This is a genomic window from Maribacter arcticus (genome assembly GCF_900167935.1).
Lineage (GTDB): Bacteria > Bacteroidota > Bacteroidia > Flavobacteriales > Flavobacteriaceae > Maribacter > Maribacter arcticus.
In genome coordinates, this window is the sequence record NZ_FUYL01000008.1 from 135,139 (window position 1) to 151,237 (window position 16,099).

12 protein-coding genes are annotated in these 16,099 nt (G+C 33.9%); 9 read left to right on the forward strand and 3 right to left on the reverse strand.

The genetic code is table 11. The features are described 5' to 3' along the window. Positions 1–20: 20 nt before the first annotated feature. Complete coding sequence (locus B5X55_RS13285) at positions 21–1,181, reverse strand: trans-sulfuration enzyme family protein (protein ID WP_079513119.1); 1,161 nt, start codon at positions 1,179–1,181, stop codon at positions 21–23. 270 nt (positions 1,182–1,451) lie between these two features. On the opposite strand from B5X55_RS13285, the gene B5X55_RS13290 reads away from it, so the two are divergent. Then, a complete protein-coding gene (locus B5X55_RS13290) occupies positions 1,452–2,723 on the forward strand; it encodes a M14 family metallopeptidase (RefSeq protein WP_079513120.1) in 1,272 nt (423 codons plus the stop codon). 1 nt (position 2,724) lies between these two features. Here B5X55_RS13290 and ccsA read toward each other — a convergent pair whose 3' ends face one another. Further along, entirely contained in the window at positions 2,725–5,910 is a 3,186-nt protein-coding gene (gene ccsA, locus B5X55_RS13295; RefSeq protein ID WP_079513121.1) for a cytochrome c biogenesis protein, read from the reverse strand. Between the two features lie 138 nt (positions 5,911–6,048). Between ccsA and B5X55_RS13300 the strand changes: the two genes are divergently transcribed. The 8 genes from B5X55_RS13300 (at position 6,049) to galK (ending at position 15,120) form a co-directional block, all read left to right on the forward strand. Further along, positions 6,049–6,813: a Rossmann-like and DUF2520 domain-containing protein gene (locus B5X55_RS13300; RefSeq protein ID WP_079513122.1), complete on the forward strand. Its 765-nt coding sequence runs from the start codon at positions 6,049–6,051 to the stop codon at positions 6,811–6,813. Next, positions 6,797–7,324: a KdsC family phosphatase gene (locus B5X55_RS13305; protein ID WP_079513123.1), complete on the forward strand. Its 528-nt coding sequence runs from the start codon at positions 6,797–6,799 to the stop codon at positions 7,322–7,324. Before B5X55_RS13300 ends, B5X55_RS13305 begins: the two co-directional genes overlap by 17 nt. A gap of 2 nt (positions 7,325–7,326) precedes the next feature. Beyond that, positions 7,327–7,914 (forward strand): Maf family nucleotide pyrophosphatase, encoded by a 588-nt coding sequence (locus B5X55_RS13310; protein WP_079513124.1) that lies wholly within the window; start codon positions 7,327–7,329, stop codon positions 7,912–7,914. A 31-nt stretch (positions 7,915–7,945) separates the two neighbouring features. Next, positions 7,946–8,893 carry a septum formation inhibitor Maf gene (locus B5X55_RS13315; protein WP_079513125.1) on the forward strand — a complete coding sequence of 316 codons (948 nt, stop codon included), beginning with the start codon at positions 7,946–7,948 and terminating at the stop codon, positions 8,891–8,893. 4 nt (positions 8,894–8,897) lie between these two features. Then, positions 8,898–9,476: a mechanosensitive ion channel domain-containing protein gene (locus tag B5X55_RS13320; protein WP_079513126.1), complete on the forward strand. Its 579-nt coding sequence runs from the start codon at positions 8,898–8,900 to the stop codon at positions 9,474–9,476. Positions 9,477–9,556: 80 nt separating this feature from the next. Then, positions 9,557–12,088, forward strand: a complete 2,532-nt coding sequence (locus tag B5X55_RS13325; protein ID WP_079513127.1) for a PIG-L family deacetylase — start codon at positions 9,557–9,559, stop codon at positions 12,086–12,088. 111 nt (positions 12,089–12,199) lie between these two features. Continuing rightward, complete coding sequence (locus B5X55_RS13330) at positions 12,200–13,933, forward strand: sodium:solute symporter family protein (protein WP_079513128.1); 1,734 nt, start codon at positions 12,200–12,202, stop codon at positions 13,931–13,933. Between the two features lie 26 nt (positions 13,934–13,959). After that, complete coding sequence (gene galK / locus B5X55_RS13335) at positions 13,960–15,120, forward strand: galactokinase (protein WP_079513129.1); 1,161 nt, start codon at positions 13,960–13,962, stop codon at positions 15,118–15,120. Between the two features lie 69 nt (positions 15,121–15,189). Here the strand turns inward: galK and B5X55_RS13340 are convergent, their stop codons facing one another. Then, positions 15,190–16,035 carry a DUF2911 domain-containing protein gene (locus B5X55_RS13340; protein ID WP_079513130.1) on the reverse strand — a complete coding sequence of 282 codons (846 nt, stop codon included), beginning with the start codon at positions 16,033–16,035 and terminating at the stop codon, positions 15,190–15,192. Between the last annotated feature and the right edge of the window lie 64 nt (positions 16,036–16,099).

Below are 16,099 nucleotides of genomic sequence, written 5' to 3' on the forward strand. Positions count from 1 at the left end.
CAATTTGTTACTAATTATGCCTATGCTTTATTTTTAATTGCCGCTAAGGCCTGTAATATATCTTGTATCAAATCTTCAGGTTCTTCAATCCCAACAGAAAAGCGAATCAACCCATCAGCTATACCTTGTTCTGCACGTACCTCTGCACTCATTAATGCATGAGAAGTTTTAGTAGGTGATAATACTGTACTTTCTACACCAGCTAAACTCATTGAAGATTTTATCAATTTTAAAGATTTTTGAAATAAAGACGCGTCTAAACTTGAATTCAACTCGAATGATAACATTCCGCCAAATCCTTTCATTTGTTTCTTTGCAATTTCATGGTCTTCATGCGTAGGTAAACCAGGATAATAAACCCTTTCTATGTCTTTATTTTCTTGAAGAAAATTGGCCATAGCTAGCGCATTCTCATTTTGGGCTCTTACCCGTATACCCATAGTCTTCATACTTCTTTCTAATAGCCAAACGGTATAATCACTTAGGCTACCACCAAAGTTTTTTGCCAGATTAAAAATACGTTCCATATTATCCGCAGTAGAAGCTACAGCACCGGCACAAATATCAGAATGACCACCCATGTATTTCGTCGCGCTATGAATAACAATATCAATTCCAAAATCAATAGGATTTTGATTTACAGGGCTGGCAAATGTATTATCAATCATAGTTACTAACCCATGCTTCTTCGCTATTGTTGCTACCGCCTTCAAATCTGTAATCGTTAATAATGGATTTGATGGTGTCTCTATATAAATAACTTTGGTGTTCTCTTTAATTTGTGCCTCAAAAGCTTCTGCCTTCCATCCTTCGGTAAAGGAATATTCAATGCCATATTTACTAAATTCTTCATTCACCAAGTTATACGTACCACCATATAGTGTTTGCTGTAATACTACATGATCACCTGCCTTCAAAAATGCCATTAATGCTGTACTAACCGCTGCCATGCCGCTGCCAAAAATAAGTGCAGCTTCTGTATGCTCTAAAGCCGCGATTTTCTTGCAAAGTCCTTCTTGATTTGGTGTATTAAAATATCTTGGATAACGTTTTACATCTACATCCTCATATGCATATGATGTACTCATGTAAAGTGGCGATATTGCCCCGCTGTGCTGTTTATCTTCTAATTCACCTACGTGTGTACATATCGTATTCAAACCTTTATTTTGTGCTTTCATTTCAAAAAATTATAAAGATTAAAGGTAAGAAAATAGTATGTAAAGAATTTTGATATATGAACATAAGGTTTACAAACTATAAAAAATATTCACGACACTTTAATACAATCATATGACAATAATATATTAATGTATTTAAAAATAAGCGTGTATCAATTTTCTCTTTAAATGAAAAATAATATCTTAATTTTTTTGTTCATAGTTTTACATATAATTATAACCCAAAGTTAAAGACCACGATAGTTTTATAAATAACTACAACCTTAATTTATGAAAGCTAGCAAATTAATATATATCACTTTTATTTTTATTTCATTTATTGCCTGTAAGAATCAAAAACCTATAGCTAAAGGTTATCAAGGTCAAGGCAAGAGTGCTGTAGTTTCTACATTATCTAAGCCAGTACAAAAACAGTGGAAAGGTATTTGGTCTTTAGATGAGGACAACCTATTCTTTAGTAATGATTTTGAAAGCGGTCGATTAAATGGCATCACTTCAGATGGTGATAATCATTATACAGTATTGATTACAGCCGAGAATACGCCTGTTAATGTTAGCCCATGGTATGCATTTAAGGTTTGGTCTAAGAACCCTCGAACCATAACTATTAAAATGACCTATCAAGATTCTAGAAGTAGATATTACCCGAAAATCAGCTTAGATGGTGAAAATTTTAAGGCTGTAGATAGTATAAATTTTAAAGCTATAAATAATGGCTCTGGAACATTCGGCATTAATGCCGCCCCAGAGTTTGTAGAAATAAAAGTTAATGTTGGTGAAAACCCAACTTATATTACTGCTCAAGAACTATATGGCTCAACCAGAGTGAAAAAGTGGATTGATTCTTTATCTACAAAAAACTATATCTCCAATTATAAAATTGGAGAGAGTAGAGAGAAAAGATCCATGAATTTAATGGAGGTCAGTAATGGTACTCACAAAAAAGCGGTAATGGTAATTTCAAGACAACACCCACCTGAGGTTACGGGCTTTTTAGCCATGAAATCTTTTATTGAAACCCTTACTGGAGATACGCCAAAAGCTCAAAAATTTAAAGACAATTTTGATTTATTTGTTGTCCCCTTGATGAACCCTGATGGAGTAGATAACGGTAATTGGCGCCACAATATGGGTGGCATTGACCTTAATAGAGATTGGCAAGATTTTAATCAACCAGAAACTAGAAGTGTTAGAGATTTTCTTATAAAAAAAGAGGCCGAAGGATATGAGTTTGTTTTTGGAGCCGATTTTCATTCTACGTGGGATGATATTTATTACCCAATAGATTCTACCATTATTGGCGAAAAAGGAGATATCGTTTTTAACTGGATAGAAAACATTACTAAACGCCTGCCACAAAAACACACAAATATTAAACCTTCAACAGAAATAAAACCCACCATGGTATCTCGTAATTACTTTTACGTTAACCATGGCATGCCTGCTATTGTTTTTGAATTAGGCGATAATACCCCAAGAGACTTTCTAAAATTAAAAGGTAAAGTAGCCGCAGAAGAATTAATGGATTTGCTATTAGAGTAAATTACTCCCTAAAATTTACTTTGTATCTCCAATAACTAATTCCTCCTAATACTAAAACACCAGCCACTAAGTAATAGATGAACATAGGCGTAATTACCTGTGCGCCACTAGCGTAACTATGTAAACCTGCCAAGTAAAAGTTAACTCCGAAATAGGTCATCATAATACTACCAAAGGCCACAACACTCATAAAATTAAAGGTCCATTTTCCTCTTAAACCAGGTACTAAACGGGTGTGTATAACAAAGGCGTATATCATAATAGAAATAAGAGCCCAAGTTTCTTTAGGATCCCAACCCCAATAACGACCCCAACTTTCATTTGCCCATTGCCCTCCTAAAAAGTTACCAATGGTCAGCATAACAAGCCCAGTGGTAATAGCCAATTCAGTTATAATGGTCAATTCTTTAATATTGATTGCCATACGTTCCTTATTCTTTTTCGTAGTCAATATCATTAGAATTAGCGAAACTAGCCCCAATATCATACCAACGGTTAAAGGACCATAACTACCCACAATTACAGCAACGTGAATCATTAGCCAGTAACTATCTAAAACAGGTTGTAAATTAGCAATTGATGGATCTATCCAACTTTGGTGTGCAATCCATAATAACATCGCAGTAACGAAGGCCGTAGCAGCAAAGGTCATATCACTCTTACGCCCTAAAGCCAAACCGATACCCATAGTAGACCAAGCAACATATAAAATGCTTTCATAAGCATCACTCCATGGTGCATGGCCAGAAATATACCAACGCAAAGCTAAACCAGCTGTATGCCATAAAAAGAACATAATTATCGTTCCTTTAAAGAAATAAATGGCCACTCGCCATATAGAGCGATCTTTAAATATTTGAAAAATAAGTGTAAAAAACATTAATAAGCCTACCAAAGCATAGTACTTATACAACCTATTAAAAATATCTAATCGATTATAAATTACCTCTGTATTCACTTTGTTTTGTGATGGTAATACTTCACTACCATGATTCAACTGGTTTTGTTGAAACGCTGCCAATAATTTATCCGCTTGTTCATAATCACCAGTCTCTTGCGCTTTACCCAAAGTCATTAGATAATAAGGCATGGCATTTTTTACGAAATTGGCATAGAGAGAATCCCTTATCTCATACTGCCCTCCCCTATATTCTATGGCCGAAATCCATTTGTTATTCTCATCATCTAATAATGGAAATATTTTAACAATATCTTGACCTAATGCTTGGTTCAATAAACTCAATCGAATATTGGCATCTTTAAAATCTTGTTGAAATTTATTCGGATTGGTTGTAGACGTTGCCTCAACTAAGTAAGGCTCTAACTTATACTGCCCTTTTTCATCAAAAAAATCGGTTGCTTTCACATATTTCTGTCCAGATGGAATTCCGATTATTTTCCTGATACTATCATTCTGAGCTTTTTTATCCAAAGCGATAAACTCTGTATTATACCACACAGCAGGATTCATCATCATCGATAGTAAGATCTGGTCAGAATTATAATCTAAATAGGTATCCTTAAGACTTAATTTTCGAAGTAGTTCTGATGAAAAGGTATTAATAGGCTTCATTCGCCCTCCATCATCTTGTATGACTAATTTCCCGAATTTATCAGCATGCTCTTTACCTACCATACTTACTTTCAGTAAAGAATCGATTTGCATTTTACTAGGCGTAGGCTGATGACCATGACCGTCATCAACAGAATGTTGTTCTTGAGCATAAGTAGAAAAAGAGAATGCCATTAAAAGTGCGATAGCTCCAAACATCTTTTTCTTCTTTACTTTAATCTTATCTAAAGATTCAGCTAAATCTCTAAAACGCGTTTTACCAAAAAACATAATACCCATTAAACCTATATACAATAGAAAATAACCAATGTACGTAATCCAAGTACCCCAGAAATCATGGTTTACAGATAACGTTGTTCCTTTTTCATCAGGATCAAAACCGGATTGAAAGAAACGATACCCTTCATGGTCTAAAACATGATTCATGAAAATATCATAATCGAAAGGACGTTCATCGGCAATAGTTACCCTACTCATAAAAGAAGCATAACCTTTTTCTGTACCAGGATATTTCTCAGCAATAAAATCATTCAATTTAATTCCGAAAGGCAATTCATAGACCTTTGAACCATACCGAACGGAAAAATCTAGCCCACCTACTTTTATTTTTTCACTAAAATCTGATGGCCCCTTACCTCCTAAAGCTTTAACCCGTTTGGTTTCACCATTTGCAGAAACATCAAGTATCATTGCATCTTGGTCAAATTTAGTTTTCTCAACAACAGGAATTTCAACAATGCCATATGACCCGCGAATTAAAGAATCTGGCATTACAAATTGCATACCAGCAGTATTATAAAGCGAACGTAATTGTAAAGGCTGTAAACTATCTTTAACCAAGGTGCCCTGAAATTGGTCTGCCATTCTCATAAAATTACCTTCGAATGGAGCGAATATCTGATAAATAGAATCCGTTGTCTTTATATTAATGGCACCTTCCGTATTATTGTTCAAAGCAAATAGTACATTGTGTATACTAGCAACTTTACCATCTTCTAGATAATGCTCATGACGTTGACCGTCACCAGCTTCAACAATTTTCAGGTAGTTATTTCCTTCTGGGTCAGGCAAAAGGCCCTCCTTCGCACCTGAAATAAAATCAACATAAGAAACTTTAAAATCTTTCCCATTAAAGTCTTCCTTCCATGGTAAGTTAGATTTTATAGCTTCAGAAGTAACAATCAAATTATCTTCCAATACTTTTCTGCGTGGTTCTCCATCAATATCACCATCAACATACACCGTTAAATAGGTTTTATCGGAATAAAACACCTTTTCTGTTTTTCCTTCACGAATCGGCATCATCCCTTCAAAACTTATATATCTGGTTACAAAAGCCCCAATAATAATTAACACCCAAGAAAGGTGAAGAACAAGAACTGGCCATTTTTCTAATCGAAACAAACGATATCTAGACATGTTTCCAAGAAAATTAATAACGAAGAATACCATTATGACTTCGAACCATAAAGCATTATAAATCCAAATACGTGCGGTTTCTGTACTGTACCAACTTTCTATGAAAGTACCGAATGCCATTGCAGTTGCAAAAACAATAAACAGAATAGACATTAAACGAGTAGAAAAGAATATTTTTTTGAACATTTCCGTCATTGAAGCAAGGCGTTGATTTCCAAGATGCAAAAATAAGGTCTTTTCATCATTTATGTGTGTCTTTTATTGCTTTAAAACAACATAGAAACTGTTAATATTAATATAACACTACTACAATAAACTTTGTATTTTTGCGGCATGATATCGGTCGTTATAGTTGGAACAGGTAATGTCGCCCAAAATCTTTTTCAGGCTTTTGATAAAGTGGCCGATGTGGAGATAAAACAGGTACTAGGCAGAAATAAAAATCACTTAGCATTTGCCAAGGATAAAGTATTCATTAGCACCGATTTTAAAAAGATACCATCAGCAGACATTTATATATTAGCAGTATCAGACGATTCTATTGGTGTAGTAGCCGAAAAATTCAAAGATAGCAATGGGTTAATTGTCCATACATCAGGTGCAACATCTTTAGAGGTTTTAAGTAAATGTAATCGAACCGGAATATTTTATCCTTTACAGACATTCACAAAGGGTAAAATTATCTCCTTTGATGATATTCCAATGTGTATTGAAGCGAAGAATGAAAAGGACTTTGAACTTTTGCTAAATTTAGGAAAAACACTAAGCAATACCGTTATCGAGGTAAGTTCTGAACAACGTAAAATTTTACATGTGGCTGCAGTATTTGTAAATAATTTCACCAACTACATGTATACTATTGGCGCAGATATTTGCACAGAAAACAATATCGATTTTAAACTATTACAACCGTTAATAAAAGAAACTGCTGCTAAACTTGATGATTTAACCCCATACCAATCGCAGACAGGGCCAGCAAAACGCGGCGACCAAAAAACATTACAAAAGCATTTACAATTAATTAAAAACACACATCAAAGGGAGCTTTATACCCTTTTAAGCAACGCAATTAAAGAGAAACATGGAAAAGAGTTATAAAGAGTATTTAAAGGACATTACGACATTTGTTTTTGATGTTGATGGGGTTTTCACTGATGGAAGTCTTTTAATTACAACTGATGGTGAAATGCTTCGTAAAATGAGCGTTAAAGATGGTTATGCTTTGAAAGTTGCACTTAATAAAGGGTATAATGTGTGTATTATAACCGGTGGAACAAATGAAGGAGTTCGTAGGAGATTAAAAGGACTTGGAGTAACAGATATTTATATGGGTGCCCATCATAAAATTGATGCATTAGAAGAGTATATGGACATCTATCATATAGATGCCGAAAACATTTTATATATGGGCGACGACATACCAGACATTCCACCAATGAAAGTGGTGGCCTTGGCTACATGTCCTCAAAACGCCGTTGCTGAAGTTAAAAACATAAGTAATTATATATCACATATTAATGGCGGTCATGGTTGTGTTCGTGATGTCATAGAACAAGTATTAAAGGTTAAAGGTGATTGGATGAGTCACTTTAGCGCTGCAAACGATTAATTATGCTGAAGGAAAATCTAAAAGACTATACTTTAATTTTAGCCTCTGCGTCACCAAGAAGACATCAATTCTTTAAGGAAATGGAATTGGAGTTTGAAGTTCGGTTAAAATCGGTAGAAGAGATTTATCCTTCCGAATTAAAAGCTGCTGAGATATCGGATTATTTAGCTAAATTAAAGGCAAGTGCTTTTAAAAATGAGTTAGAAGCTAAAGATATATTAATTACTTCAGATACAGTGGTTTGGCACAAAAATGAGTCACTGGCAAAAGCTGAAGATGATATTGAAGCTGAAATAATGCTTAAAAAATTATCTGGAGATTGGCATCAGGTAATTACTTCGGTTTGTTTTACCACAATTGAACGGCAAATTGTACTTAACTCAATAACTGAAGTTAAGTTCAAAAATTTAACCCCCGAGGAAATTCGGTTTTATATTGAAAAGTTCACTCCTTTTGATAAAGCAGGTGCATACGGAATTCAAGAATGGATTGGGTTAATTGGCATCGAAGAGATAAAAGGTTCATATACTAATGTTGTTGGACTACCAACCCAATTAGTATATGAAACATTAACTAAGATAATAGAGTAAAATAATCCAAACACTTAAAAAAATAGTGATTATGAATAATCTAAAACTGAATTCAAGACATTACATTATTTTCGGAATGGTAGTATTACTATCCTCATGCAAAGAAAAATCTTTAGAAAAGAGTGATACATTGGCCATAGGTACTATGGAAAAAGAAACCCAAGCACCTAAAAAGCAACTTATCCAAGAATTCAAAGATTATTGGTACAATGGCACAGCAGAAATCACATCTTACTCATTACAACAAGCTAGGTATGGCGAAATAAGAGAAGGAAATGCTGTAATGATATTCGTCACCGAACCATTTTTACCTGGCCTACAGGTAAAAGCCGATACTAATGATAGTAATAATATTCCCGTACTTAAACTGAATGCTACTAAAAATTATATCACAGGAATTTACCCTTATTCCATTATGACGAGTAGTTTTTATCCTGTTTATGATAACCAACATGCACTGAAGCTTTCATTTTCTTCTCAAGAATGGTGTGGTCATGTTTATGCCCAACTAAATAACAGGAATGATTTTGAAATTATGTCACACTCCTATTTTGGTTCTGAAGCAGACCAAGATTATCATTTAGGCAAAACTAATCTTGAAAATGAAATTTGGAATAAAATCAGAATCAATCCTGCGGATTTACCTATCGGTGAATTGACAATGATACCTTCGTTAGAATTTATAAGGTTAACACATAAAGAACTTAAGGCATATAAAGCAATCACGACCTTAACAAAAGCTGATGATATAAATACATACGAAATTACCTATCCGGATTTAGAACGTACTTTAAAAATTAATTTCCGGAGTGAATTTCCTTACACGATTGAAAGTTGGATGGATACTTACAAAGATGGTTTCGGTGAAAAAGCTAAAGTATTAACCTCTACAGCAACAATAATTAACAGGATTACAACACCCTATTGGAAGCAAAATTCAAATAAGGATTTATCTTTGCGCGACAGTTTAGGATTATAACTTTATGAAAAACTTTATTGCCAATCATCACAATGAGCTTATCTATAGCCTTGTTGTTTTTATCGTTATTCTTATATTAAAATTTCTTTTTTCCGCTGCGGTAAGAAAAGTCAGTAAAATCAGTGATTTCAATCCTGTTCGAACCAATTTAATCCTCAAGTTTATTAATATTGGGTTAACCATTATTGCACTTGTCGCACTCACTTTAGTGTGGAGTGTAAACTATAAGGATTTAGGAGTTATGTTATCCTCAGTATTTGCTATTATTGGCGTTGCACTATTTGCTCAATGGTCAATACTTAGTAATATCACTGCTGGCGTCATCATCTTTTTCTCCTTTCCTTTTAAAATAGGAAACACCATCCGTATTTTAGACAAAGAGTTAACCGATCCAAATTCGACAGAGCTAGATTCTTTTGTAATTGAAGATATTAGAGCTTTTCATCTTCATTTAAGAAGAAATAATGGAGAGATTCTAACCTATCCCAATAACTTGGTTCTTCAAAAAGGTGTTATTCTAATTTCAACCTACCAACAAGGTGAATTTTTAAATACCGAGGAAGATGAAGAACAAACCATGTGATTTTGTTAAAGAAGTCGTAAAAAAGCCCTGTTAGGTACTAATCTTATTATATTTGGATTTACTACCAAAACCATCTAAAAATGCGCCAAGTATTAGGGTTAATAACCTGTTGCCTATTTGTATTCAATACTATAACTTCTCAGGCACCAAAAAATAGTTCACCCGCAGATATTTACCATTCCATTGAAAAATTAAACTTTTTAGGTTCGGCATTATATATTGCTGCACACCCAGATGATGAGAATACTCGGTTAATTTCTTTTTTATCAAATAATAACAAGGCAAGAACAGGATATCTTTCGTTAACAAGAGGTGATGGAGGTCAAAATTTAATTGGACCTGAATTACGTGAGCTTTTGGGTGTTTTACGAACACAAGAATTACTTGCGGCTAGACGTATAGATGGTGGTGAACAATTTTTTACCCGTGCAAACGATTTTGGATATTCTAAACAACCAAGTGAAACTCTCGAAATCTGGAATAAAGAAGCCATTTTAGGAGATGTGGTAGGAGCAATTAGAAAATTCAAACCAGATGTAATTATCAATAGGTTTGATCATAGAACACCTGGCAGCACTCATGGTCATCACACGTCTTCAGCTATTTTGAGCTTTGAAGCCTTTGACCTTACAAATGATGCAAATGCATATCCAAATCAACTAAAGACTACAAGTACCTGGCAACCAAAGCGTTTGTTTTTCAATACTTCCTGGTGGTTTTATGGTAGTGAAGAGAATTTTGAGAAGGCCGACAAATCTCAAATGCTAAATATGGATGTTGGTATTTACTACCCTATGTTGGGCATGTCGAATAACGAAATAGCTTCAATAGCAAGTAGCCAACATTTGTGTCAAGGTTTTGGAAGATTAAGCTCAAGAGGCTCTGAAAATGAATATATAGAGTTATTAAAAGGTGATTTACCAGAGGATAAAAACAATATTTTCGATGGAATAGACACTAGCTGGTCTAGAATTAAAGGCGGTAAAGCTATTGGCGAAATACTATATGGGGTACAGGACAATTTTAATTTTAAAAACCCAACCACTCATTTACCAGCCTTATTAAAAGCCTACCAATTACTTCAGAAAACCACTGATGAACACTGGAAAGAGCTTAAGACCGAGGAATTAACAAATATTATAACAGCCATTTCTGGATTGTACTTAGAAACTTTTACAGAAACACCATATGCAAACCCAGGTGAAACCGCTGATGTACAAATACAAGCTTTAAGCCGAAGCACGGTTAATGTAAAAATAAAATCTGTTTTCATTAATAGTCAAGACATAGCTATTAATGATATTCTTTTAAAGAATAATGAATTATTTAAAGAAAAGGTAATTCTAAAAATACCTACAAATACAGAATTTACAAGCCCATATTGGTTAATGGAAAAGGGCACACTTGGCACTTATACCGTAAACAATAGTGAATTAATAGGAAAGCCAGAAACACCAAGAGCTTTCGTAACAACATTAAATCTAGATTTTAATGGCGTTATTATTCCTGTAACTAAAGCGGTTGTATATAAATATGCCAAACCAGAAAAAGGAGAAATATATCAACCTTTTGAAATATTACCTGAGGCTACAGCTAGTTTTGCTGATAAGGTTTTAATTTTTGCTGACGCTTCTTCAAAAAGAATTCCAGTTATCATTAAAGCACACCATGACAGTATCTCTGGTACTATTGAATTAAAATATGGCTCAGAATGGCAAGTAGACAAAGTATCACAACCTTTTTTCATTGCAAAAAAAGGAGATGAAAAAACGATTTATTTCAACTTAAGTCCGCCGTCTTTAGAAAATGAAAGCACCATCTCCCCTATCATAAAATTAAATGGCAATGAGATTACAAAAGAACTAGTAACAATTGATTATGACCATGTACCTACCCAAACAGTTCTTTTGCCTTCAGAAGCAAAAGTAGTTCGCTTAAACATACAGAAGTCAGGGGATAATATTGGTTATATTATGGGTGCTGGCGACGAAGTGCCTACTAGTTTAGAACAAATTGGTTATAATGTTCAGTTAATTGACCCAACTACAATTACTACAGAATCATTAGCAAAATATGATGCTGTAGTTTTAGGCATAAGAGCCTATAACGTTGTTGATGAATTAAAATTTAAACAACGTTTTATACTGGATTATGCTAAAAATGGTGGCACCGTTATTGTGCAATATAATACCGCAAGTAGATGGGGTAGTCAATTTGAAAATATAGCTCCATATGAGCTAGAAATTTCTAGAGACCGTGTTACAAATGAAAATTCTGATGTTGAAATAATTGCAAAAGAAAATTCATTAGTAAATTTCCCTAATAAAATCAATCAAGATGATTTTAAAGGATGGGTTCAAGAAAGAGGGTTATATTTCCCAAATAAATGGAGTTCAGAGTTCACTCCTATTTTGAGTATGCACGATAAAGACGAAGAAATAACAAAAGGTAGTCTATTAATTGCCCCTTACGGAAAGGGAAACTATATTTATACCGGACTTAGTTTTTTTAGGGAATTGCCAGTTGGTGTACCTGGAGCTTATAAATTATTTTCAAATATGCTTTCTGTAGGTAAAGATAAAGTGGAGGTTAAAGAGAATATAAAGGGATGAAAAAAGAGCGTGACGAAAATACAACTTGGAAAAAAGAGTACACCATAGTTTTGGTGCTCAACCTAATTTATGTTCTTATTTTCTATTATATAATGACTTCATTCAACTAATATGAAGGGATTAGATTGGTTCATACTTGCCGGCACATTGCTATTCATAGTAGTATATGGTGTTTGGAAAACCAAAGGAAGTAAAAACGTTGACGATTATGTTCGTGGCGGTAATGATTCTAAATGGTGGACCATTGGTTTATCTGTAATGGCTACCCAAGCTAGTGCAATCACATTTTTATCGACACCTGGCCAAGCTTTTCATGATGGAATGGGTTTTGTCCAATTTTACTTTGGCCTTCCTTTCGCTATGATTATTATTTGTATAGTGTTCATTCCCATGTACTATAGAATGAAAGTATACACGGCCTACGAATTTCTTGAAAATAGATTTGATCTTAAAACAAGATCCTTAACGGCTATTTTATTTTTAACGCAAAGAGGATTGGCTGCCGGTATTACCATATTTGCACCATCCATAATTCTTTCCGCTATATTAGGATGGGATTTAAGAACCCTTAATGTTATCATCGGAACTTTGGTCATTATTTATACCGTTTCAGGTGGCACCAAAGCGGTAAGTGTCACCCAAAAACAACAGATGTTCATCATCATGACCGGTATGTTCATTACCTTCTTTTTTATATTGGGTTACCTTCCTTCAGATATTACCTTTAGTAAAGCAATGAAAATAGCTGGTGCTAGTAATAAACTAGAAATTCTAAATTTCGATTTCAACACTTCCAGCCGATATACTTTTTGGAGCGGAATTACTGGAGGACTATTTTTGTTTCTAGCCTATTTTGGAACAGATCAAAGTCAGGTACAGCGCTATTTATCGGGTAAGTCGATACGAGAAAGTCAATTAGGACTTGTTTTTAATGCAATTTTTAAGATACCCATGCAGTTTTTTATTCTGCTGGTAGGTGTAATGGTATTTGTGTTTTATCAATATAATCCATCTCCTTTGAATTTTAATCCCTCAGCAACAAAAGCTGTAATGGAGTCTCCCTATTCAAATGACTACAGGCTTTTGCAAGAAGGGCAAATCGCTTTAGAAGCTGAGAAAAGAATTGCTCAAAATAAGTTTTCCTCTGCATTGGAAATAAAGGAATATTCAGCTGTTGAAGAAGCTAAAATGCAAATTATTCTTATCAATCAGAAAGATAGTATTAATCGTGTCGCAGCAAAATCACTAATTAATCAAGCGAGTGATGTGGTAGAAACAAATGATAAGGATTATGTCTTTATACATTTCATCCTAAATAATTTACCAACTGGTTTAGTTGGGTTATTGCTAGCGGTTATCTTTTCTGCCGCAATGTCCTCCACCGCATCCGAACTAAATGCACTTGGAACCGTTACCGCTTTAGATCTTTATAAGCGTAATATGAAAGGAAAATTTACAGAGGCCCATTATGTTAAAGCATCAAAGTACTTTACCCTATTGTGGGGCATCGTGGCCATTTTCATAGCCAGTATTGCCAATCTTTTTGACAATTTAATACAATTGGTCAATATTATCGGTAGTATTTTTTATGGTAATGTTTTGGGTATTTTTCTGATTGCCTTCTTTTTAAAGTTTATCAAAGGAAATGCCGTTTTTTTTGCGGCCGTTGTAACTCAAATTATCATCTGTGTGATATATTATTATCTGATATATATATACCCTTCTGGTCAAGAGAAATTAGGTTATTTATGGCTAAATTTTATAGGTGCAGCATTGGTAATTATAATATCCTTTGTTTTTGAAGCATTTGATAGAATGTTAAAAAAACCACTTCCTTCAATTTAAAACCAATATATTTTACATAACCGTAAATGGTAGATAAAACAATTATATCTTTTTTTAAAGAAAATTATAACGACAATCCCCTTATTATTAAAGCTCCAGGTCGTATAAATTTAATTGGCGAGCATACCGATTACAACAAAGGTTTTGTTTTGCCTGCTTCAATAGAAAAAGGTATTTATTTTGCAGTTTCAGCCAATAATTCAGAGGCAATTCGAATTGAAGCATTTTTATCCCAACCTGAAAAAATTGAGTTTGCACTAAATGGCACTCATAAAGAATTCAACTCTTTTTGGGGGAATTATTTTAAGGCAATTATAGAAATACTTATTTCTGAAAATTACCCTTTAAAAGGTATGGATTGTGTTTTTGGTGGTGATATACCTATAGGATCAGGACTTTCATCATCTGCTGCGCTTTGTTGTGGTTTTATATATGCTATAACCAAAATCTCAGGAAAGAAGCTTTCTAGAGAAAAAATTGCTTTAATTGCTCAAAAAGCAGAGCATAAAATTGGACTGAATTGTGGTTTGATGGATCAATATGCTGTTCTCTTCGGAAAAAAAGGAAATGCATTTTTCTTAGATTGTAATGACCTAACCCATAGCTATATACCTATAAACTTAAATGGCTACAGTTGGGTATTAGTTAATTCTAATATTAAACACAACCTTGCAGTTGATTCTGAATATAATAAAAGACGAATTTCTTGCGAGAATATAGTTAAGGAAGTGAAACTTTCGAAGCCAAATGTTTGTTCGCTACGTGATGTTACTTTAAAAGACTTAAATAATATATCAGATAAAATTGATGCCATTGATATAAAGAGGGCAAAGTATATAATTGAAGAAAATGAGCGAGTTCGTCGAATGATGAAAGCCTTAACAAAAGGTGACGCGCAAGAAGTAGGAAACATTTTAAATGAAGGCCATTGGGCAATGTCGACCCAATATGAAATAACCACCTCAGAATTAGATGCTCTCGTGAAAATTGGTGAAAATTTAGAAGGTGTTCTTGGTTCAAGAATGATGGGTGGTGGATTTGGAGGCTGCACAATCAATCTTATTCAGACTTCCAAATTAGAATCAAGCATTTCTTCTTTGCTTGAAGAGTATAAAAGTCAAACATCTATAGATGCCGAATATTACCATTTAGCCATTGATGATGGTGTAAAGGTGTACTCTAATTAAAAAATATTTTAAAAATAAAAAGTCCGTGTATTATTTACACGGACTTTTTATTTTTGTTGAAGATCCTAATTAATTAGATCCCCACTCTTTCAATGAATCATTGTTCATTTTAATATAGTCATTATTACCAGCTTCAGTAGCTCCAGCTAATGATTTCTTAGCAGCTTCAATTGCTCCTTTTTTATCACCTGCTTTTGCTAAAATTAAAGACTGTTGTCTAAGCTGCCAAAATGCTGGTTTTTCAGTCATTGACATTGCTTTATTCATCCATTCTTTTGCCTTATTTATATCTTTACCTTCGCTTGAGTAGTAAACTGCTGCAGCATAATAATCATCTGCAGTTGGTCCGTTTAAAGCTTTATCGATACTTTTCATAACGGTAGCATCTGTAGGAACAATAAAAGGTACAGCAACATATGTATTTGCCCAAATAATTCCAATATTAGCTCCATTACTCATTACATCATCAATAGTAATAGTAAAAGTTTCGACTGGCATATCCAATTTGTAAACAGGAACATTTAACTGTGCAACCACCTTATTTTCTTCCCATTTACTTGGTGTACCACCACCTACAATATCAGTGTAAAAGAACACTTCCCAAGTAGAAGCACCTGGCTTTGTGAAAATAGAATAAGTACCTGCTTTCACCTCTTTACCACCAATTGTAACGTCGGTATCAAAAGTGATTTTAGTATAGGCATTAGCACCAGTACGCCATAATTTATCAAAAGGTACAAGGTTACCATATACTTCTCTTCCTCTCATGTTAGGGCGAGAGTAATCAATCATAACTTCTGTCAAACCTACCGTTTGCATCAATTTAGCTGATGGACTTGGGGCAGGTGTATTTATTTGCGCTTCAACAGTTAATGAAGCAACAATTGCCATTAAAAAAAGTACTACTTTGTTCATAATTTTATTGATTAGTTTATAATAGTAAAACTAATTATAAACAAACTGTAGAAATGTTAATAAA

Bases quoted from the DNA above. Each gene is read 5' to 3' on its own strand.
- B5X55_RS13285 (WP_079513119.1), bottom strand. From the start codon at position 1,181: ATGAAAGCACAAAATAAAGGTTTGAATACGATATGTACACACGTAGGT.
- B5X55_RS13290 (WP_079513120.1), top strand. From the start codon at position 1,452: ATGAAAGCTAGCAAATTAATATATATCACTTTTATTTTTATTTCATTT.
- ccsA (WP_079513121.1), bottom strand. From the start codon at position 5,910: ATGACGGAAATGTTCAAAAAAATATTCTTTTCTACTCGTTTAATGTCT.
- B5X55_RS13300 (WP_079513122.1), top strand. From the start codon at position 6,049: ATGATATCGGTCGTTATAGTTGGAACAGGTAATGTCGCCCAAAATCTT.
- B5X55_RS13305 (WP_079513123.1), top strand. From the start codon at position 6,797: ATGGAAAAGAGTTATAAAGAGTATTTAAAGGACATTACGACATTTGTT.
- B5X55_RS13310 (WP_079513124.1), top strand. From the start codon at position 7,327: ATGCTGAAGGAAAATCTAAAAGACTATACTTTAATTTTAGCCTCTGCG.
- B5X55_RS13315 (WP_079513125.1), top strand. From the start codon at position 7,946: ATGAATAATCTAAAACTGAATTCAAGACATTACATTATTTTCGGAATG.
- B5X55_RS13320 (WP_079513126.1), top strand. From the start codon at position 8,898: ATGAAAAACTTTATTGCCAATCATCACAATGAGCTTATCTATAGCCTT.
- B5X55_RS13325 (WP_079513127.1), top strand. From the start codon at position 9,557: ATGCGCCAAGTATTAGGGTTAATAACCTGTTGCCTATTTGTATTCAAT.
- B5X55_RS13330 (WP_079513128.1), top strand. From the start codon at position 12,200: ATGAAGGGATTAGATTGGTTCATACTTGCCGGCACATTGCTATTCATA.
- galK (WP_079513129.1), top strand. From the start codon at position 13,960: ATGGTAGATAAAACAATTATATCTTTTTTTAAAGAAAATTATAACGAC.
- B5X55_RS13340 (WP_079513130.1), bottom strand. From the start codon at position 16,035: ATGAACAAAGTAGTACTTTTTTTAATGGCAATTGTTGCTTCATTAACT.